The organism is Gaetbulibacter jejuensis, assembly GCF_039524015.1.
In the GTDB taxonomy this organism is placed as follows: Bacteria; Bacteroidota; Bacteroidia; order Flavobacteriales; family Flavobacteriaceae; genus Gaetbulibacter_B; species Gaetbulibacter_B jejuensis.
The window spans coordinates 139,776-158,780 of record NZ_BAAAGF010000003.1 but is presented as its reverse complement, the minus strand read 5'-3'; the positions used below and the strand labels follow the sequence as shown (position 1 = coordinate 158,780).

At 32.6% G+C, this 19,005-nt stretch carries 24 protein-coding genes; 12 read left to right on the top strand and 12 right to left on the bottom strand.

Annotation, left to right across the window (positions count from 1 at the left end; genetic code table 11):
• Positions 1-14: 14 nt before the first annotated feature.
• The 6 genes from hisH (at position 15) to ABD011_RS10335 (ending at position 5,548) form a co-directional block, all read left to right on the top strand.
• The gene (hisH, locus tag ABD011_RS10360; RefSeq protein WP_343798058.1) at positions 15-596 is read left to right on the top strand and encodes an imidazole glycerol phosphate synthase subunit HisH; all 582 of its coding nucleotides are present in this window, start codon (positions 15-17) and stop codon (positions 594-596) included.
• Between the two features lie 78 nt (positions 597-674).
• Positions 675-1,406 (top strand): 1-(5-phosphoribosyl)-5-[(5-phosphoribosylamino)methylideneamino]imidazole-4-carboxamide isomerase, encoded by a 732-nt coding sequence (gene hisA / locus ABD011_RS10355; protein WP_129760084.1) that lies wholly within the window; start codon positions 675-677, stop codon positions 1,404-1,406.
• Position 1,407: 1 nt separating this feature from the next.
• Positions 1,408-2,163 (top strand): imidazole glycerol phosphate synthase subunit HisF, encoded by a 756-nt coding sequence (hisF, locus tag ABD011_RS10350; RefSeq protein WP_343798054.1) that lies wholly within the window; start codon positions 1,408-1,410, stop codon positions 2,161-2,163.
• Positions 2,160-2,756 carry a bifunctional phosphoribosyl-AMP cyclohydrolase/phosphoribosyl-ATP diphosphatase HisIE gene (gene hisIE, locus ABD011_RS10345; RefSeq protein ID WP_343798052.1) on the top strand — a complete coding sequence of 199 codons (597 nt, stop codon included), beginning with the start codon at positions 2,160-2,162 and terminating at the stop codon, positions 2,754-2,756. The genes hisF and hisIE overlap by 4 nt, the downstream gene beginning before the upstream one ends.
• Before the next feature lie 97 nt (positions 2,757-2,853).
• Positions 2,854-4,659 (top strand): zinc-dependent metalloprotease, encoded by a 1,806-nt coding sequence (locus ABD011_RS10340; RefSeq protein ID WP_343798050.1) that lies wholly within the window; start codon positions 2,854-2,856, stop codon positions 4,657-4,659.
• A gap of 106 nt (positions 4,660-4,765) precedes the next feature.
• Positions 4,766-5,548, top strand: coding sequence for a tRNA pseudouridine synthase A (locus ABD011_RS10335; RefSeq protein ID WP_343798048.1), 783 nt, complete (start codon positions 4,766-4,768; stop codon positions 5,546-5,548).
• Positions 5,549-5,633: 85 nt separating this feature from the next.
• Here the strand turns inward: ABD011_RS10335 and ABD011_RS10330 are convergent, their stop codons facing one another.
• From ABD011_RS10330 to ABD011_RS10320, 3 genes are all read right to left on the bottom strand, one after another.
• Positions 5,634-6,059 (bottom strand): hypothetical protein, encoded by a 426-nt coding sequence (locus ABD011_RS10330; protein WP_343798046.1) that lies wholly within the window; start codon positions 6,057-6,059, stop codon positions 5,634-5,636.
• Positions 6,060-6,106: 47 nt separating this feature from the next.
• On the bottom strand, positions 6,107-6,544 hold the full coding sequence (locus tag ABD011_RS10325; protein ID WP_343798044.1) for a hypothetical protein: 438 nt from the start codon (positions 6,542-6,544) through the stop codon (positions 6,107-6,109).
• A 99-nt stretch (positions 6,545-6,643) separates the two neighbouring features.
• Positions 6,644-6,868 carry a hypothetical protein gene (locus ABD011_RS10320; protein WP_129760079.1) on the bottom strand — a complete coding sequence of 75 codons (225 nt, stop codon included), beginning with the start codon at positions 6,866-6,868 and terminating at the stop codon, positions 6,644-6,646.
• Between the two features lie 188 nt (positions 6,869-7,056).
• Here ABD011_RS10320 and corA point away from each other — a divergent pair, with 188 nt between their 5' ends.
• From corA to ABD011_RS10300, 4 genes are all read left to right on the top strand, one after another.
• The gene (corA, locus tag ABD011_RS10315) at positions 7,057-8,127 is read left to right on the top strand and encodes a magnesium/cobalt transporter CorA (protein WP_343798042.1); all 1,071 of its coding nucleotides are present in this window, start codon (positions 7,057-7,059) and stop codon (positions 8,125-8,127) included.
• A gap of 238 nt (positions 8,128-8,365) precedes the next feature.
• A complete protein-coding gene (locus ABD011_RS10310) occupies positions 8,366-8,530 on the top strand; it encodes a DUF1328 domain-containing protein (protein ID WP_131506716.1) in 165 nt (54 codons plus the stop codon).
• Positions 8,531-8,577: 47 nt separating this feature from the next.
• Positions 8,578-8,739: a hypothetical protein gene (locus ABD011_RS10305; protein ID WP_165353676.1), complete on the top strand. Its 162-nt coding sequence runs from the start codon at positions 8,578-8,580 to the stop codon at positions 8,737-8,739.
• 95 nt (positions 8,740-8,834) lie between these two features.
• A complete protein-coding gene (locus tag ABD011_RS10300) occupies positions 8,835-9,509 on the top strand; it encodes a DUF2461 domain-containing protein (RefSeq protein WP_343798040.1) in 675 nt (224 codons plus the stop codon).
• A gap of 69 nt (positions 9,510-9,578) precedes the next feature.
• Here ABD011_RS10300 and ABD011_RS10295 read toward each other — a convergent pair whose 3' ends face one another.
• The 4 genes from ABD011_RS10295 to ABD011_RS10280 form a co-directional block, all read right to left on the bottom strand.
• Positions 9,579-10,268, bottom strand: coding sequence for a hypothetical protein (locus tag ABD011_RS10295; RefSeq protein ID WP_343798037.1), 690 nt, complete (start codon positions 10,266-10,268; stop codon positions 9,579-9,581).
• Between the two features lie 110 nt (positions 10,269-10,378).
• The gene (locus ABD011_RS10290; protein ID WP_343798035.1) at positions 10,379-10,804 is read right to left on the bottom strand and encodes an RDD family protein; all 426 of its coding nucleotides are present in this window, start codon (positions 10,802-10,804) and stop codon (positions 10,379-10,381) included.
• A 75-nt stretch (positions 10,805-10,879) separates the two neighbouring features.
• Complete coding sequence (locus ABD011_RS10285; protein ID WP_343798033.1) at positions 10,880-11,323, bottom strand: transcription elongation factor; 444 nt, start codon at positions 11,321-11,323, stop codon at positions 10,880-10,882.
• Positions 11,323-11,736 (bottom strand): glyoxalase, encoded by a 414-nt coding sequence (locus ABD011_RS10280; protein WP_131506711.1) that lies wholly within the window; start codon positions 11,734-11,736, stop codon positions 11,323-11,325. The genes ABD011_RS10285 and ABD011_RS10280 overlap by 1 nt, the downstream gene beginning before the upstream one ends.
• A 186-nt stretch (positions 11,737-11,922) precedes the next feature.
• Between ABD011_RS10280 and ABD011_RS10275 the strand changes: the two genes are divergently transcribed.
• On the top strand, positions 11,923-12,816 hold the full coding sequence (locus ABD011_RS10275; protein WP_343798031.1) for a DUF72 domain-containing protein: 894 nt from the start codon (positions 11,923-11,925) through the stop codon (positions 12,814-12,816).
• Positions 12,817-12,819: 3 nt separating this feature from the next.
• Positions 12,820-13,209 carry an acyl-CoA thioesterase gene (locus tag ABD011_RS10270; RefSeq protein WP_131506709.1) on the top strand — a complete coding sequence of 130 codons (390 nt, stop codon included), beginning with the start codon at positions 12,820-12,822 and terminating at the stop codon, positions 13,207-13,209.
• Between the two features lie 3 nt (positions 13,210-13,212).
• On the opposite strand, the gene ABD011_RS10265 is transcribed toward ABD011_RS10270, so the two are convergent.
• From ABD011_RS10265 to ABD011_RS10245, 5 genes are all read right to left on the bottom strand, one after another.
• On the bottom strand, positions 13,213-14,454 hold the full coding sequence (locus tag ABD011_RS10265; RefSeq protein ID WP_134198973.1) for a mechanosensitive ion channel family protein: 1,242 nt from the start codon (positions 14,452-14,454) through the stop codon (positions 13,213-13,215).
• Positions 14,454-14,744, bottom strand: coding sequence for a DUF3817 domain-containing protein (locus ABD011_RS10260; protein ID WP_262732818.1), 291 nt, complete (start codon positions 14,742-14,744; stop codon positions 14,454-14,456). Before ABD011_RS10260 ends, ABD011_RS10265 begins: the two co-directional genes overlap by 1 nt.
• A gap of 47 nt (positions 14,745-14,791) precedes the next feature.
• Positions 14,792-16,987 (bottom strand): DUF6851 domain-containing protein, encoded by a 2,196-nt coding sequence (locus ABD011_RS10255; RefSeq protein WP_343798026.1) that lies wholly within the window; start codon positions 16,985-16,987, stop codon positions 14,792-14,794.
• Between the two features lie 168 nt (positions 16,988-17,155).
• Positions 17,156-17,980, bottom strand: a complete 825-nt coding sequence (locus ABD011_RS10250) for an OmpA/MotB family protein (RefSeq protein ID WP_129760067.1) — start codon at positions 17,978-17,980, stop codon at positions 17,156-17,158.
• A gap of 186 nt (positions 17,981-18,166) precedes the next feature.
• Positions 18,167-18,901 carry a hypothetical protein gene (locus ABD011_RS10245; RefSeq protein WP_343798023.1) on the bottom strand — a complete coding sequence of 245 codons (735 nt, stop codon included), beginning with the start codon at positions 18,899-18,901 and terminating at the stop codon, positions 18,167-18,169.
• Positions 18,902-19,005 lie beyond the last annotated feature (104 nt).

Genomic DNA, 19,005 nt, shown 5'->3' with positions numbered 1-19,005 from the left:
TATATCGATAAGAAATGAAAGTAACTATTATAGATTATGGAGCAGGAAACATTAAGAGTATTCAGTTTGCTTTTAATAGGTTAGGAGTAGAAGCGATATTGACAAATAATTCTGAAGAAATTAAATCAGCAGATAGAGTGATTTTTCCAGGAGTAGGAGAAGCATCATCAGCAATGAATATGTTGAAGAGATCAAAACTTAATCTTTTAATTCCAGAGTTAAAGCAACCTGTTTTAGGGATTTGTTTAGGGATGCAATTGCTTTGTAATTTTACCGAAGAAGGTAACACTCAAGGTTTAGGTGTATTTAATGTTAGTGTAAAACGGTTTTCTGATGCTTTAAAAGTACCTCAAATGGGATGGAATTCCATTACCGATTTGAAGTCACCTTTATTTAAAAACAATAATGAGCAAGATTATATGTATCTGGTGCATAGCTACTTTGCGGAAGTATGTAATCAAACCATTGCTAAAACTAATTATGGGTTAACATATTCTTCTGCATTACAAAATAAAAACTTTTATGGCGTACAATTTCACCCAGAAAAAAGTAGTACAGCAGGAGAACAAATTTTAAAGAATTTTATAGAACTATAATGTTATGCTGAACCAGTTTCAGCATCTCAAAATAAATTATTAATTAAAAAAGAGTCCTGCTTTTGCAGGAAAGAAATCATGAGGATAATTCCAGCAATAGATATCATAGACGGTAAATGTGTGCGCTTAACCAAAGGCGACTACAATACCAAAAAAATATATAATGAAAACCCTTTAGAAGTAGCAAAACAATTTGAAGGTGCAGGTATTGAGTATTTGCATTTAGTTGATTTAGATGGTGCAAAAGCAAAACATATAGTAAACTATAAAGTTTTGGAACTTATTGCCTCTAAAACTAGTCTTAAAATAGATTTTGGAGGTGGTTTAAAATCTGATGAAGACTTACATATCGCTTTCAATTCTGGAGCAAAACAAATTACAGGAGGTAGTATAGCTGTAAAAGACAGTGTAACTTTTGAAACATGGATTGAAAAATATGGAGGAGCAAAAATCATATTAGGAGCCGATTGTGAAAACGAAAAAGTAGCCATCAATGGTTGGCAGGAGCAAAGTAGTTTAGAAATAGTTCCCTTTATCAAAACGTACCAAAAGAAAGGAATACAATACGTTGTTTGTACTGATATTGCTAAAGATGGCATGTTAGAAGGTCCTTCGTTTGATTTGTATAAAAAAATTATTGACAACTGTTCTAATAGCGAAAGTCAATCTATTAAACTAATCGCCTCAGGTGGTGTAACTTCAATTGATGATATTAATAAACTCGAAGATTTAGGGTGTGAAGCAGTTATAATAGGAAAAGCACTTTATGAAGGCGCTATAAACTTAAAGGACTTAGAAAAACAGTTTTAAAATGCTAACAAAAAGAATCGTACCTTGTTTAGACATCAAAAACGGTAGAACTGTAAAAGGTGTCAATTTTGTCAACCTTATTGATGCAGGAGATCCAGTTGAGCTAGCTAAAGAATATGCTACTCATGGAGCTGATGAATTAGTGTTTTTAGACATTTCAGCAACTCAAGAAGCGAGAAAAACCACTAAAGACATGGTGCTTAAAGTAGCTGAACAAGTTAATATTCCGTTTACGGTAGGTGGTGGTATTTCGTCCATTGAAGATGTAAGTATATTATTGAAAAATGGAGCAGATAAAGTTTCGGTAAATTCTTCTGCGGTTAAGCGACCTCAACTTATTAATGAGCTTTCTGAAAAGTTTGGTAGCCAATGTATAGTTGTTGCTATTGATGCAAAGCAAGTAAATGATGAATGGAAAGTACACCTAGCAGGAGGAACAATTGAAACAGAATTGAATTTGTTTGATTGGGCACAAGAAGTAGAACAACGAGGAGCTGGTGAAATATTGTTTACTTCTATGGATCATGACGGAACAAAAAATGGTTTTGCAAATGAGGCCTTAGCAAAATTATCCAAAATGGTAAACATTCCAATAATAGCTTCTGGAGGAGCAGGAAGTATTCAACACTTTTCTGATGCATTTACTAAAGGAAAAGCTGATGCTGCTTTGGCTGCAAGCGTATTCCATTTTGGAGAAATAGAAATTATTCAACTTAAAAAAGAATTACTAAAACTCAATATTCCTGTAAGGCTATGAACATAGATTTTAATAAAAACAACGACGGATTAATACCAGCTATCATTCAAGATGTAACAACCAAAACAGTATTAATGTTGGGTTATATGAATGAAGAAGCGTATAAAAAAACAATCGATACAAAGCGAGTAACATTTTTTAGTAGAAGTAAGCAGCGTCTTTGGACAAAAGGAGAAGAAAGTGGGAATATACTTGTTTTAAAAGACATAAAAGTAGATTGTGATAATGATACATTGCTTGTAAAAGTTGAGCCATTGGGTCCTACTTGCCATAAAGGAACTGATACTTGTTGGGATGAAGATAACTCACAAACTTATGGGTTTTTGTCTAGTTTAGAACATATTATTTCTGATAGGAAACATAATTCCAAATCTAATGAATCTTATGTTGCTGCACTTTTTGAAAAAGGAATAAATAAAATTGCTCAAAAAGTTGGTGAGGAAGCTGTTGAAGTTGTGATAGAAGCAAAGGATGATAATGACAATTTATTTTTAAATGAAAGTGCAGATTTGTTGTTTCACTATCTAATTCTCCTTCAGGCTAAAGGGTTTAAGTTAGAGGATATTGTATCTATTCTTAAACAAAGACACTAAGTTCAAAATCATCGATTAAACGTAAATATTTTCGACAAAGCGTTGTTTTTTTGTAAAAAAGTGTATATTGCAAGCCCAAAACTATAAACTAGATTTCATGAAAAACTTTACTATTTATGTTGTAATGGTAGTGTTTTCTTTGTTTAGCTATTCTACTTTTGCTCAGCAATGTGCATTTGATACTCAAAGAGAATTATTATTACAAGACCCTAACTATGTTCAACAAGAGCAACTTGCTGAACAGAAAATTCAAAACTTTATTTCAAACAATACGTTAACTCAACGAAATGGAACAGTATATACTATTCCTGTTGTTGTGCATGTATTGCATCTTGGAGAAGCCGAAGGTACAGGATCTAATATTTCTGATGCTCAAATTTTAAGTAGTATAAACAACTTAAACGATTTTTACAGAGGTCTAACTCCTAATAGTTCTATTGATTTTGAAATAGAATTTGCTTTAGCACAAAGAGACCCGAACTGTAACGCTACAACAGGTATTAATAGAATTAATGCTTCTAGTTTACCAGGTTACTCACAATATGGTGTTAATGTTACTGAGTCAAATGGAGCTAGTTACAATGATATTAAGACTTTAATTAGCTGGCCGCAAACTGATTATTTTAATGTTTGGGTTGTAACTGAATTAGACGATAATAATGGTGGCTATGGTTACCAAGGATATGCATATTTCTATAGCGAAAGTTCTAGTAGCCATGGATCGGTAATGATGTCAACCGTTTTTGGTTACGATCCAGGAAATACTAATGGTTGGGGATTAAACTCCAATGGAGACAATAGTACTGTAGTGCATGAAGTTGGTCACTATTTCCATTTATATCACACGTTTCAAGGAGATGATACTGACAGTGATGGAGTAGGTGATACTTGTCCTGCCGATGCTACTGTAGGTGTAGATAGTGATGGTTGTGCAGATACTGTTCCTCACTTAAGAGAAACAAGTACTTGTCCAGTAAACAACACTTGTACAGGTAGTCCTTGGGTTGATAACAATACTGTTAATAATATAATGAGTTATTATTATTGTACTGATAGATTAACCGAAGACCAAAAAACAAGAGCAAGAGCAGCAATGACTGATACTGGAATTGTAGCGTCTAAAGGAGATGAAGCTCCATCACCAGGATTTACAGCTCCTGCAGCAGTATGTTTAGCAAATTCACCTGCTGGAAACAATTACTCAGGTGTGATGAGTGTTGAATTAAACAATACAACTTATACAACATCTACTACAGGAATTGATGGTGGTAATCTTGATAGAAGTGTTAATTGCACTGGTCTTTTCAATATTGATGCAGCAAATTCTTATACAATGAATGTTGAAGTTGCGCCTGGTAACTTTCATCAGTTAGGTGTGTGGATAGATTGGAATAATGATGGTGATTTTGATGACGATGCTGAAACGCAAAGTTTTACTCAAGATATAGCTGGTGGAGCAGTTGTGCCAGTAACAATAGCATATCCTACAAGTATTCCTTATGATAGTTATGTGAGATTAAGATTGATGACTGATGTTGATGATAGATTTGGAGGAGTTAATCTAATAGACTCAGCGTGTTACACCTCTTTAGTATATGGACAAACTGAGGACTATACAATTTATGTTGAACCATCTGGGACGCTATCAATTGGTGAAGCTAATGCTAGTGAGTTGAATATCTTTTCTGATAATACCAATAATGAATTAATTGTAAAAGGACAGTTGTTTGGTGAATCAACAGTTAACTTATACGATATTCAAGGTCGTTTAGTTAAAACTAAAATGTTAGATACTTCTGCAACAAGAAACAGTATTGATGTATCAGGTTTAAACAGTGGAATTTACATTGTAAAAGTATCAAATCAATCTCAACTAAAAGTTAAGAAAGTAGTTATAGATTAATAATTAGTTAGTAATTTTTTAAAAGGCTGTCAAGCTTCGTGCTTGATGGTCTTTTTTTATAAATATTAGACTTTGGATTGTTCAATAAAATAACGTTCTTGCCATTATGTTTGATAAGCGCTATTACTACCTCATAAAAATTCAATATTTAGGCTATAGGTTTCATGGTTGGCAAAAACAACCCAACTTAAAAACCCTTCACCTTATGGTGGATCGTACATTTAATTACATACTTGAAGGCAAATATTTTAAAACCTTAGTTGCAGGTAGAACTGATGCAATGGTGTCAGCAAATGAAACAGCTATAGAGCTATTTTTAAAGCATGAAATTGACGATAAAGACTATTTTTTAAAATGGTTTAACTACAACTTGCCACAAGATGTTAGAGCCTTATCAATTGAAGAAGTCGATAAAGAGTTTAATATCATTCAACACCCAAAAGTTAAAGAGTACATTTACTTGTTTGCCCATGGCGAAAAATGCCATCCGTTTTGTGCACCAATACTCACAACTATTTTAGATGAACTGGATATAGATGTAATGATTAAAGGCGCTAAACTTTTTCAAGGCGAGCACAATTTTAAAAGTTATTGCTATAAAGCAACAGGAAATGGATTATACACTAGGACCATTGAAAGCTGTGAGCTTATAGAAAACAAAGAATACACAGCAAGTTTCTTTCCAAAAAACACATACATGCTAAGAGTTAGAGGAGAAGGTTTTGGCAGAAATCAAATAAGGTTAATGATGGGAGCTTTGATAAAACTAGGAAAAGGCGAAATAACCTTAGATGATATCACTGCGAGTTTGCAAGAAGATAGTGATATAGCAATTGACTACATTGCACCTGCTTCCGGTTTAATTCTTAACAAGATGTTGTTTAAATAAAAAAGCACCTTATAAATAAGATGCTTTTTTATTCTTATGTGGATTGGAATAGTTTAGCGGTTATAAATTGTTTTAAGTACTTTTATTATTCAGTTAGAGTAATTATTACACCATTTATTTCTGTCCCGCTTTTCAATTCTGTTTTTTCGATTTTGTAATATGGTTCCCACTTTTCTATAATCAGTTTATCGTTATTTGTCCAACCTTTGATTTTATATCCATCTGGAATTAAACCTTTTATGAGGTCTTGTTCCTTGTCTTCATTATTATCAACAACTGACCAAAAAACTCTTGAATGTCCAAATCCACCATTGTCAAATTGATATTCGTAATATCTATATTTTAGATTTGGAGAAGTAGATTCGGAAATTAAAATAAAACTAGACTCTTTTAGAGAGTGTTCTGAATGAAAAGCTTTTGAAACTTTGTCAAAATCGGAGTTAATTTTAATTCCGATTCCAGCAATTCCAAATAGGATTATTACGACTAATGTTAAAATCCATTTTTTCATTCAATACGATGATGAGTATTTCAAAATCTTGTGTAATACTATTTTCATTACGAAATCCAACCTTTAGCTATAGACTTGTTAGAAAACATAATAAGATATAGCGCAATAATCAATATAATTATAGGCATAATTAATCCTTTAGTACCATAAACGTCTAAAGCATCGCTTACAAAAATATTGTAAGAAGTCTGTATCAACACACCTATTAATGAAATAATAAATAGGCTTTTAGCCCATTTTTTTCTTAAAAGTAAAAGTAAGCATCCTAACGCACCTCCAAAAACACCAATAGCAAATGCAGCAGTTGCCCAAGCAGGTACATTGGTATAAAGAGCTTGTTCGGCTTCAGGTAAAGCGCTTAAATCAGCATCAGACATATAGGCTTGACCTAAGTAGGCCATAACACCCATTAAATTCCATATTAATGCAATAACACTAATAATCCAAAACCAAATTGGTGGTTTTGTTCTAGTTGAATGATTCATAAATTATTTTATTTAGTTAGTAAAATTTTAAAACAATTTATGAAAATAATCTAAAAGTATATCTAAATAATTGCGAAATGAATAAAAAAGTATAAGAAGTTAATCTTCCATAACGTGTAAAACAGGTTCTTTGTTAACCCATTTTCCGTTTTTAGATTCTCCTAAAATAATAACTTCTTTGGCTTGTTCATACTCCTTAATTGTTCTAAGCATTTGAGCCTTAGTGTCTCTGTAAAGTTTAATTCCTGTTTTTGACCCTTTGTTTCTAATTTCTAAATAAAAACCATCTTTGAGTTTCTTAGGTTTTGTCGCTGGTCTTCCCATATATTCTATTTGAAGGATTTAATTTGCATAATAATAAAAATTTATCCAAAATGCAAGTCGAATTCCAATTATTCAAATATAGCTGGTTTTAACTTTTTTACAGTCAAATTTCAATTGTTATTAGTTATTCTTAAATTGATGTGTTCAATTGCTCTAAGTTTTATACTTTTAGTCTCCAAGTTATTTTAATGATGAAAATCAAAAAACGTAGAAAACCCAACAAAGCATCCAACCTTCCACCAGGAACTATTTCCTACAAGGGGAAAAAGTTTTCTGATGTTACTACTGTTGAAATTATCAATTACAGTGTAGATTCTTACACAAAGTTAGATTCTAAAAATGTTGAGGATGCCTTTAATTTTAAAGAGACCAATCAGGTAACTTGGATTAATGTAAATGGGTTAAACGCAACTAAAAACATTGAAAAACTTGGTTTGCATTATCACTTACATCCACTAACACTCGAAGATGTAGTTGATACTACACATCGTCCTAAAATTGATGAGTTTGAAGATTACTTATTTATCGTTTTTAAAATGCTTTATTTTAAAGATGATGGTGTGTTAAACTATGAACAGGTGAGTATGGTAGTTGGTGAAAGCTACGTACTTACGTTTCAAGAAGCCGATGGTGATGTTTTTGATGAATTGCGAGAGCGTATCTCTAACGCTAAAGGTCGTATTAGGTCTCAAGGTTCCGATTATTTAATGTATGCAATTTTAGATGCTGTTGTGGATAACTATATGTCAGTTATTGAAGATTTTGGAGATAGGATAGAGGATTTGGAGACAGATGTTTTTGCTTCGGAATCAAATGGAAGTACACCAAGTCAAATACAAGGGTTAAAACGAGAAATTCTAAAAATTAGACGGTCTATATTTCCGTTTAGGGAAATCATTAACCGTTTAGAAAAATCGGAATGTAAAATCATAGACATTAAAACCCGAAGCTACCTTAGAGATTTGTATGACCATACCATTCAGGTGAGTGAAACCATTGATTTGTATCGCGAAATGATATGGAGCATTATGGATATGTACATGACGCTTATTAGTAATAAGATGAACGAAGTTATGAAAGTGCTTACCATTATTGCTACTATCTTTATTCCGTTAACCTTTATAGCTGGTGTATATGGTATGAATTTCAATAATATGCCAGAACTGCATTACAAATATGGTTACTATGTTGTGTGGGCTGTTATGATTGTTCTGTTTATTTTAATGTTAATTTATTTTAGAAGAAAACGTTGGCTTTAACATAATTTGTGTTAAATGTGTCTCTATTCAGTTAACATATGTTAAAAACTATGGTAATTCGCTCACTGTTTGTAATTTAGAGGTAAATGCTGTTGGTATTATCCGCTTAGCTAACAGTAATTATTTATTCAAGTATTTTCCCCTTTTAAGCTTTATTTTACGTATTTAAAATCTCTAAACGTTAGAGTAGCTTTTTGTATTCACAAAGCTTTTAGTGTAATCATAAAACAATAAAATTATGTTACGTTGGACAATTGCCTTTATTATTATTGCTCTTATCGCTGGATTCTTAGGATTTGGCGGAATAGCAGGTGCATCAGCTGGAATAGCTAAAATATGTTTCTTTATCTTTTTAATACTCTTTGTAGTATCACTACTTAGAGGGCTTATGAAGAAAAGCTAATCAGTACCAAAACAATAAAACAATTAATAACCATTAAAAACCAAATCATGAAAAAAATAGTTTTAGCATTAACATTAATGTTCGCATTATCTACAGTATTTACAAGCTGTAGAGAAAAGAAATCAGCAGACGAAACCGTTGAAGAAGCCATTGAGGATGTAGGAGACGAGGTAGAGGATGCTGTTGACGAAGTAACTGATGATAATTAATAACTAAATTGAATTCTCTTATGATCAGTTCAATTAAAGTCCTGCGTTATGCAGGACTTTTTTTGTACTTTTAAATAAAAATTTAAGCAACACCAATGAGTTCGATTTCCAAAGACACTTTCGATTTTTTAAACAGATTAGAGCAAAACAATAATAGAGACTGGTTTAACGACCATAAAAAAGAATTCAAAACCATTGAAGCCAATACCAAAAAGGTGTACAACGAATTGTTTGAAGCTTTAAAAACCCATGATGAAATTGACCGTCTTAAACTGTTTCGCATTTATCGCGATGTGCGTTTTTCAAAAAACAAAACTCCTTACAAAACGCATTTTGGTGGATCATTCCATAGAAAAAAGCCTGAGCTACGTGGTGGTTATTATTTGCATATTGCACCAAACAACCAATCGTTTATTGCTACAGGGTTTTGGGAACCTAACAAAGAAGACTTATTGCGCATTAGAAAAGAATTTGAGGCTGACGATACCGAAATTCGCGAAATCATAAACAACAAGTCATTTAAAGCAGTCTGGGGAGATTTTGTTGGCGACGAACTTAAAACTGCGCCTAAAGGCTTTGATAAAGAACATCCTGCAATAGACTTAATACGAAAAAAGCAATACATCTTCACCAAAAATTATACTGATAAAGATGTGTTAAGCAATAATTTTATAGACGAAGTCAATATAGCTTTTAAAGCCATAAGACCTTATTTTGATTATATGAGCGATGTGTTAACAACAAACATAAATGGAGAGTCTATAATTTAAAAATAATTGTAAACCTAAAGGTTTAGAAGAGTTCAACAGTATTGTGGTTGTACATTGTTGTACTGCGTTTTATTTCGCAAAATGATCTAAAACCATGTATTCAATATTTGTGTTTGACGCATTTATAATTTTAATCCGCAATCCTTGAAATCCAATAATATTGCTTTCAGATAAATCATACTGTATATCTTGACTGAAAGCAGGTCTAGCATAATCATTTATATATTCTCGATAAATAAATTTAAGGGAATTAGCTATACGACCGTTATAAATAAACTCCTGTTTGAAGTAATCTTTCTTTTTTGCTTTTACTTTGGTGTAATTAAACTCTATTTCGTCATTAGGTTCTATGAAGTTAATTCCAGATTGACTAAAACTAGTTTGGTAAATTCCATCACTGTTGTTGATTGTAAAAATTAAAGTGCTATTGCCTTCTTTTGCTATTGCTATACCATAATTCAAATTATAATGATTACTGTATAGATTATAATTTTTTGTAGAGTATTCATTAATAAAAATCTGACCTTCCTCAATATTCTCTAATAAATTATCATACTTGATTTCAAATGCTTTTGTGATTTCTATTGCATCATACATGAAGCCAATTTCTTTTGAAGTAAGGGTAACACCTATTTCTGAATTTCTTATTTGATTTAATTCAGGGAAAAAACTAACAGAATTCTTTGGAGCAACAGTGTTTTTTTGAACTCCACAAGAGAGTAATACTACTAAGAAAAATAATAAAATTATTCTTTTCATTTAATTTTAAAATGTTAGAAAATAGATTTTGTGTACGACTCGTTTTGTGAAAGATAACAAATAAGATTTAATTCATCTTAGGTTTAAACTAGTTGTTATAAGATGTTATTCTATTCTTTCTTTTTATCTACTATAACATAAGTGTTAGATATTTGATCGTGCCAACCTCTATCTGAAAACAAAAATGACAATGGATCAAAAGGAATAAGTCTAGCTGTATTTCGTCCAAGAATATTCATAAATGAAGGCTTGTTTCCGTCATTTTTTACAACTTTAGTTTTCGTTAAAAATTTACCAGGTGTTTTTCCGAAAAAATGTTCAAATAAGGCATGATACATCACATATAGAAAAAAGAAATAAAACACAAACCAATCTGAACCTTCTTCTGGTATAATCCCTAACCATTCATCTAATACCATTGCATGTAAGAAAACAATAAAATAAAATCCAATAGTGTCAATTATATTATGTCCAAACCTTGTTCCTTTTTCGGCTAAAATTAGTTTTTGACTTTCATTTGGTTGATTATTGTGCATTTAGTTTGTTTTTAATGTGTTATGATTTTTTTGTGTAATGGGTTATGAAAAGCGACAAATTCACTTTCTCAAATATCAACTAACCTCAGTAATGGTATATGTAGTTCCGTTAAAGCTAATAACATCGCCTTTGGTTTTTCCCATCAAGAGTTCACCAATGGGTGAAGACTTAGAAATCACAAAAAAGCTATCATTGGCAAGTTCAACCTTACCAACGCTTACAGCAATAAAAAAAGAAGTGCTTGAGGTTTTCACTAAGCTGCCTAAAACCACATAGTCATTTACCGTTTTTGGGTTAATAAGTTTTAAGATGTCTAGCATTTTGGTAGCATCACTAAGGTACTGAGCGTTTTTTTCTAAGTCGTTAAAAAGCTTTCCGTTACCTGAGTCGTCATCCTCATCATTGCTTTTGTCATTATTTTCAATAGACTCTTTTATGGTCTCTATCTCGTCTTTATAACTCGATATACGCTTGTTAACGTAGCTAAAACAAGCGTCTAGTAATTCGTGTTTAATCATTATATAGCCTTAGCAATAGGATGCTGAAAAAGTTGAATATTATTTATAAAACCTTCTTTTACGATGTTCATCATGCGCTTGTTTAAAGCTGAAGAGTTTTGAATATAAATACGGTACTCTTCAATTGTAAACTGTCCTATAATCATACCCTTTAAGGAGTTTCTAAACTTCATATCCTTATGTATGGCATTCTCTATATAGTCCAATTGTTTAGTATGCGACAAGTCGTAAAACACATTTTTGTGTTTTGAAACATAGTTTTTAAACACTTCAATAAACAAGTCACTTTGCAATTTTATTACAGGTCGTAAAGTGTTGTTTTGGAAGCGTTCATCGCTACTCATATTATCATGTACTAAAGCCGAAGAAATAACAGGACGAATCTGTTCTAATTGTGTAGATCTGTTTGACATGGAACTTTTGTTTTATTAAAAATATAAATTAAGACTCTGCATAAGAGTCACTTCAAAATATGTTGTTAACTGCGTTATTAACAATATTGATTCTACTGATAATAATATAAGTCTTTGATATGGATTGTAATAAGTGGTATGACTGCTTTTGCGTATCTTTGAATGCATTTAAAAAATGAGTTCAAAATGAAATTTGGAAGTGTTAGCAACCCTCAAGATATAGACTTTACCTTTCCTAATGACCACATAGATACATTAAGAGTGTTAAACGCAGTTAAAGATGATAATTTTCCAAGCGTTTATGTTGGTTGTGCAAAGTGGAATAGAGCAGACCTTAAAGGCTTTTATCCAAGAGGCACAAAAGATGAACTAGCGTATTATTCTACACAGTTCAACTCCATAGAGCTTAATGCAACATTCTATCGTATTTTTCCTGCAGAACAGTTTGAAACTTGGTATGAGAAAACACCTAAGAACTTTAAATTCTTTCCAAAACTAAATCAAGAAATTAGCCATTGGAAACGTTTAAACGAGGTTAAAGCAGTTGTGGAAAACTATTTGTATAATGCGTCTAACTTAAAAGAGAAGTTAGGAACTATCTTTTTACAAATGCATAATAATTTTGCACCAAAAGATTTTGAACGAGTAGTTCATTTTGTTGAAAGTTGGCCTAAAGAAGTCCCTTTGGCTATTGAGTTTAGACATACCAATTGGTATAACGACGAAGTAGTAGCAAATCAGTTATACGGTTTATTGGAATCCAATAATATTTCAAATGTAATTGTCGATACTGCTGGTCGTCGCGATCTTATGCACATGCGATTAACCAACGCTACAGCTTTTGTACGTTATGTAGGAGCCAACCATGAAAGCGATTACACACGATTGGACGATTGGGTAAAACGTCTCAACGAATGGAAATCACAAGGCATTAAGGAAATAGATTTTTTTGTGCATCAAAACATTGAAAAAGCATCACCTTTATTATCAGCATATTTTATAAAACAATTAAACGCCACATTAGGAACCGATTTAGTTGTTCCGCAAATGGGTAATCAAAGTACAAACACATTATTTTAATAGATGAGATTTCACACACGCAAATGGGTAAAACCCGAAGACCTAAACCCAAACCAAACCTTATTTGGAGGACAGTTACTAGCTTGGATTGACGAAGAAGCTGCATTGTATACTATCATTCAGTTAGAAAACTCTAAAATTGTAACTAAATACATTTCTGAAATCAATTTTATGTCATCAGCAAAACAGGGTGATATTATCGAAATTGGTATCGAAGTCCTAAAATTTGGTAGAACTTCTTTAACAATGAAATGCGAAGTGCGTAACAAAATGACTAGAGAAACCATTTTAACAGTTGATAACATCATTATGGTAAACCTTGGTGAAGACGGTAAACCTGCTCCTCATGGTAAAACCAAAGTAGAGTTTGTAAAAGATAGGCTAGAAGAGTAGCATTTACTCGTTAATAATCCCTGTTGTTAGCTCAAACAGTTCTAAGTCAAAATAAGGTACTGCTGCTAAAGCATGGTCAAAAATATCAGACATGATATACTCATAGTTTTGCCAGCGTTTATCACTACTAAAACAATAGATTTCTAATGGTAAACCTTGTGGTGTTGGCGCTAATTGGCGTACCATAATAAACATGTCTTTATTAATTGCCGAGTGACCTTCAATATACGATTGTAAATACTTTCTAAATACACCTAGGTTTGTTAAGTTTCTACCATTAATTAGAACCGATTTATCTGCTCCACGTTCTTCATTAGATTTTAAAATATCATTTTGACGCTGGTTTAGGTACTCGGTAATCAACTGTATTTTTTTAAAACGTTCTATTTGCTCATCAGTAAGATAGCTAACGCTTTTTCCTTTTAGTAGTATAGAGCGCTTTATACGTCTACCACCTGAAGCTTGCATACCTCTCCAGTTTTTAAACGAATCAGAGATTAGTGCATAGGTTGGAATGTTGGTAATAGTCATGTCAAAGTTCTGCACTTGTACAGTAGATAGGTTAATCTCAATCACATCTCCATCAGCGCCATATTTTTCCATAGTAATCCAGTCACCAATACGTACAGTATCGTTTATGGCTACTTGTATACTAGCTACAAAACCTAAAATAGTATCCTTAAAAATTAAAAGCAATACTGCTGAAGCTGCTCCTAATGTGGTAAAGAACTTAATAAACGACAGATTGATTAATATTGCAAGAATAGAAGCTACACCTATAATCCAAATAAATAACATAGCTACTTGTATGTAGCTGTCAATAGGCTTGTCTTTTAGTCGTGGTAAGGTTTTAAAGTATGATTCAAAAGTTTTTAATACACTTCTTATAATCCAGATGGTGAGTAAAATACCATACACCTTAAGAATCATTATGATGTATTTTTCAAAATGTGGAAAATCTTGAAAAACAATAGGAAACAAATTAATGGTAAGCACTAACGGAACAAGGTGCGCAATGCGTCTTGGTGCACGATGACTTACTAAAAGGTTGTCAAAATCGGTTTTAGTTCTTTCTGAAAAAGCAGTAGAAAACCGAATAATAATTCTGCGTGCTATTCTATCAGCAATAAACAGTAGTATTGATAATATAATCAATAAACATAGCATGTTTAAATACTTCGCAGCAGTTTCTGAAACTCCAGAGGCTACAAAAAGATCATAAAAAAAGCACTGAATGTCTTGCATTACTTAGCAGTCTTTAAATATTTTTTTTCAATGTAAAAAGTACCAAATGGTATAATTGAAGCTACGAGTACTATTGCTGATGTTTTCTTGCTCCAGTTCATTTCACTTCCTACCATTATCGCTAGGATAATATAAGCAATAAATAATAAACCATGAGGCATACCCAATAGTTTTACATACTGTGGGTCGTCAGCAAGATACTTTATAGGAGTTGCAATAAATAGTAATAAAATGTAAGAAAGACCTTCTAAAAAGGCGACAATTCTAAAGGTATTAAACAATGAAAACATAAGGTACTTTATTTTACTACAAAAGTACCTTATGTAAAGTGTTTTATCTAGTTTTTAACAATTTTTTTAACGTCTACAATGTGGTTGTTGGCGTCAATAAACTTTGCTACATACACACCAGTTGATAAATTGTTTAAGGATAGGGAAGTAGGACCATTATTAGTAACGGTAGTATCTAGTATTTGCTTACCATCTAAGCTATACAATGACAACTGTAAAGTACCACTAAAATTATGAGATACGTGTAATTCTTCTTTGAAAGGAACAGGATAAAGCCTAATACTACTAGTCTCAAATTCCTGTTCTTGAGTGTTAAGTGTTCCGTTAAAATACTGAGTAGCTAAATTGTAAGCTTCTACGCCAATTTTATTACCTATAATTCGTCCTCTAATATCATCAATAGGTGGATGAATTCCACCCCAAATACGAGATAAACTACATTGGTCTGATGCATCTTTATAGGTTGCCCACTGTAGCTCAATGTTTTGTGACGGACCTTCTTCGAACACTAAAAATTGGTTTTGGTCAGCATCAAAAACTCCCATTCCTCCAGGAAAATAAGCGTCACCAGTAAATAAAGTCAAAGTTTCTGCTGCAGCTCTTGAAAATGTTGAGTGACCAGATAAATACCCAGCAAATGGAGGAGATACAAAACTGGGTCTTTGGTAGGGCCACCAACGTGTACCTAATATCCAATCTACATGTGCAATATCAGTTTCAGGATCACTAATATAATCAGGTCCTTTCCAAGCATATATTTTAATCTTTCCTACGTTCTCATCTCCCGAACCAGCTAGCGGATCTCCAGCTTCAATAAGTTCAATGCGTCCAGGTATTAATGGTAAGCCATGTGGATCGTAACTTGGTAACGACATATCACTACTTTGTCCTTTCCAAGCCATATAACGAATAGCAGATACTGGTCGTACATAGTCATAATAACCTTTAATTCCCCAAATATTTACTGCGCAATCGTGTACTGAACCACCAAGAGCTAAATAACTCTTTACATCCCATTCTAGGTCATCTACAATTGGGCCTACACCTCCTATACGTTTTTCTAATTCAGGATGGTCAGTTACATAATTTAATATTGTAAACCAGTGTCCTGGTGGTGTTTCAGAGTCTGGTCCATCTGCCCAAAACTCAGCAAGTATACGTCCATAATCACCTCGTTTTACCATTTGTGGTGTATATGGTAATCCTGTTGACGGATTTACGGTATATCCTGGGCTTGGGTCACCACCTTCCATAAAATCATAAAATACTTTATATTCTTCAAAAGTAGTTGGTAAGCTTGCAAAATCAATATTACCTATAGATGCTGGTGATATATCAATTAGTGTTGGGTCGTCAGGGTCTAAATGTGAAGACCATGAAGCTACTAATGAAAAGTTCCATTTGTAAGGGTCATCAAATCCATCTTCATTAGAATTTTGAATATAAGCTGGTGGTCCTGGGTCGTTATATACATAACAATCAAAACCATCGTTTAAAATATCAAGATCGGTTGGTTTTAAGCAAAATGGTGTAACTGCTCCCCATTCAGGACTTAAAAACGAAGGTGTATCTACAGGATACACATTACCACTTTGGTCTATAAACGTGTCAAACGATAAAGGTTGCCAGCGGTTTGGGTCTTGCATATCGTTCATGTCATCATAATAACCAGACTGCATAATTAATGGTGTGTTGCTAGGTGTGTAATATACATTTGCATAGCCACCTTGCTCATTGGCACCATCTTGCAACCCAAAAGCTATAAGTTCTTGTGCTAAATAATTACCAAGTGCAGCATAAGAACCTATTGAATAGTCAGTAGAAGTAAAGCTGCTATCGTATCCTAAACTAGAAAAATGATCATCAAACAATTGTTGTGTTGTTCCTGGGTTAGGCGAATTGGCGAATCTATGGGTTAACAATCGGTACATAGCATAACTCATCATTTCATGGCGTGCAGCAGCAACGTCTGTTGGTGTTGTTATGCCATTAAAAGCACAGTTATAGCCACCAAAGACTTTTCCTAAAAATACTGTTTCAGCAGTAGTATCAAAAATAGCCCAAGAGTCATACATAGCTATTGAAGTATGAAATAAGTTACGAGCATGTACAGTAGGTCTTGCAAAATCTAGTCGTATAGCACTAAGTAAAGTCTCGTTCCATTCTCTAGCAACAGATTCTTGAGCACGAGTTGTGCTAAATGATAATACAAAAACTAATAAGAGTAAAGTAATGTTCTTCATAAGCAAATACGTTAGGGTTTGGTAATCAAAGTAAACCAAATGTAAAAAGTTTTTTTAACAAAACCCTAACATTTAAGAAGAACTAACAAAAAAGACCGTTAAACTAATAACGGTCCTTTTATTAAATGGAATAATTAACGTGGTTAAGTTTTAATATGGTTTGAGCTATTAGTTGCTAGCCATAAGTGCAAAAAACTTATCAAGATTAGGTAAAATCACAATACGTGTTCTACGGTTTTTAGCTCTATTTTCTTTGGTGTCGTTAGCAGCAATAGGCTGGTAAAAACTTCTACCTGCAGCAATAAGCTTCTCAGGTGCAATATTAAAGTCGTTTTGTAATTTTTTTACTACCGATGTAGCACGCAATACACTCAAGTCCCAATTATCTTTTACCGATGCGTTTTGTACCATTGCTTTATCATCAGTATGTCCTTCAACCATAACGTCTAAGCTCTCCTCAGAGTTTATCACATCAGCAATCTGTTGTAAAATAGCATCAGCTTTATCGCTAACTTTATAACTTCCCGATTTAAATAGCATCTTGTCCGAAATAGAAATCATCACTACAGTTTCTTCTATATTAATGGCAATATCATCACTTTCATCAATAGTATCTACCGAGTTTTTAAGGTTATAGGATATTGCAGCATTCATAGAGTCCTTTAAAGTTTTTGAACCCATTAAGTAAGCAGGAGGGACGCTCTTTAAGGTTTCGCGCATTTGCGCTTTAGTGTTTTCAGACATTACTACGCCATCTACATTCACTAGTTTAGAGTCGTTGTCTTTGGTAAGGGAGTTTATTTTTGAGTTATACTGGTCTACACGTGCTTGTATTGCTGCAAACTTTGCTTCCAGTTCTTCATTTTCTACTTTGGTTTTGGTCAGTTCGCTTTTTAGTTCGCCATTGTCTTGCTCTAGAGCTAAATATTTTTTCTTTGATACACAAGAAGCTAATACTAAAGCGCTAAAACAAATAATTGCTGTTTTTTTCATAATTGAATTGTTTATCGTTTTTGGTTTATATGTATATGTACGCGCAAACTCAGGATATAGACTTTAGGCATCCCAATTTTATATTTTTAAGAAGATAATTTGTGTGTCCTAGTGTACAAAAATTAGTTAACAAAAAAGTTGTTAATTGCTTGATAAATATGAAGTTGGTAAAATGAAAATCTGTTACTACAAATAGTTTTCACGTAACGCTTCGTCTTTTAGCGCCTTGGTGTTTGTTAAAAACTTGGTAAGTAAGTATAATGACAATGAATGACAAATAATAATCAATACTGTAAACGTGGAGTCGAAATAAAGAAATTCATTAATAATACTTAGTGCTACTTGAAATAAAGAGAAAATACCTGAAGCTAACAGTATTGTACCTGTGTCATAGTAATCACTCAAATAAATTTTTCCAATAGGAAATAAAAATAAAAGCATACTTAGCTCACATAAAACAGCAAAATACACCTCTATACCATACACTTCAGTAATAATTAAATTAAAAACAGTATATAAAATGTAAACAACAAAAGCGATACTTATAAATACTGAAATAGTCATCGAAGCTCTTGTTTTTCCATATTTAACATATGGCTTTAATACTAGCGCAGAGCATATTAAAAAAAATGTGTTAAGTAGCGAAATCCATAAAAGATAATCTTTAAAAGAAGTAAAGACCAACACATCAGAAACAAGAATACACAATAATGCAATTAAAAATAAGACCTTAAACTTCCGTTTAGTTTCATAGATATATTTCCCTATTATGCTTAATACAACAAGTGGCATAGTATATATTAAATCTTGCATTTCTGCAACTATACCAATAACAACCGACACAACAAGTAGCAATAAAAAAAGCAGATCAAAAAGCTTCAACCTGCTTGCGAAATGTGTATGTGCTTTGGTGTTTTTCATATACAAAACTACATGCATATAAATGTAGGAAAAATTTTATAATATTACCTAACAATTACTTCTATTCATAGTCATTATAAATACGAAAATAGCAATTCTAAAGT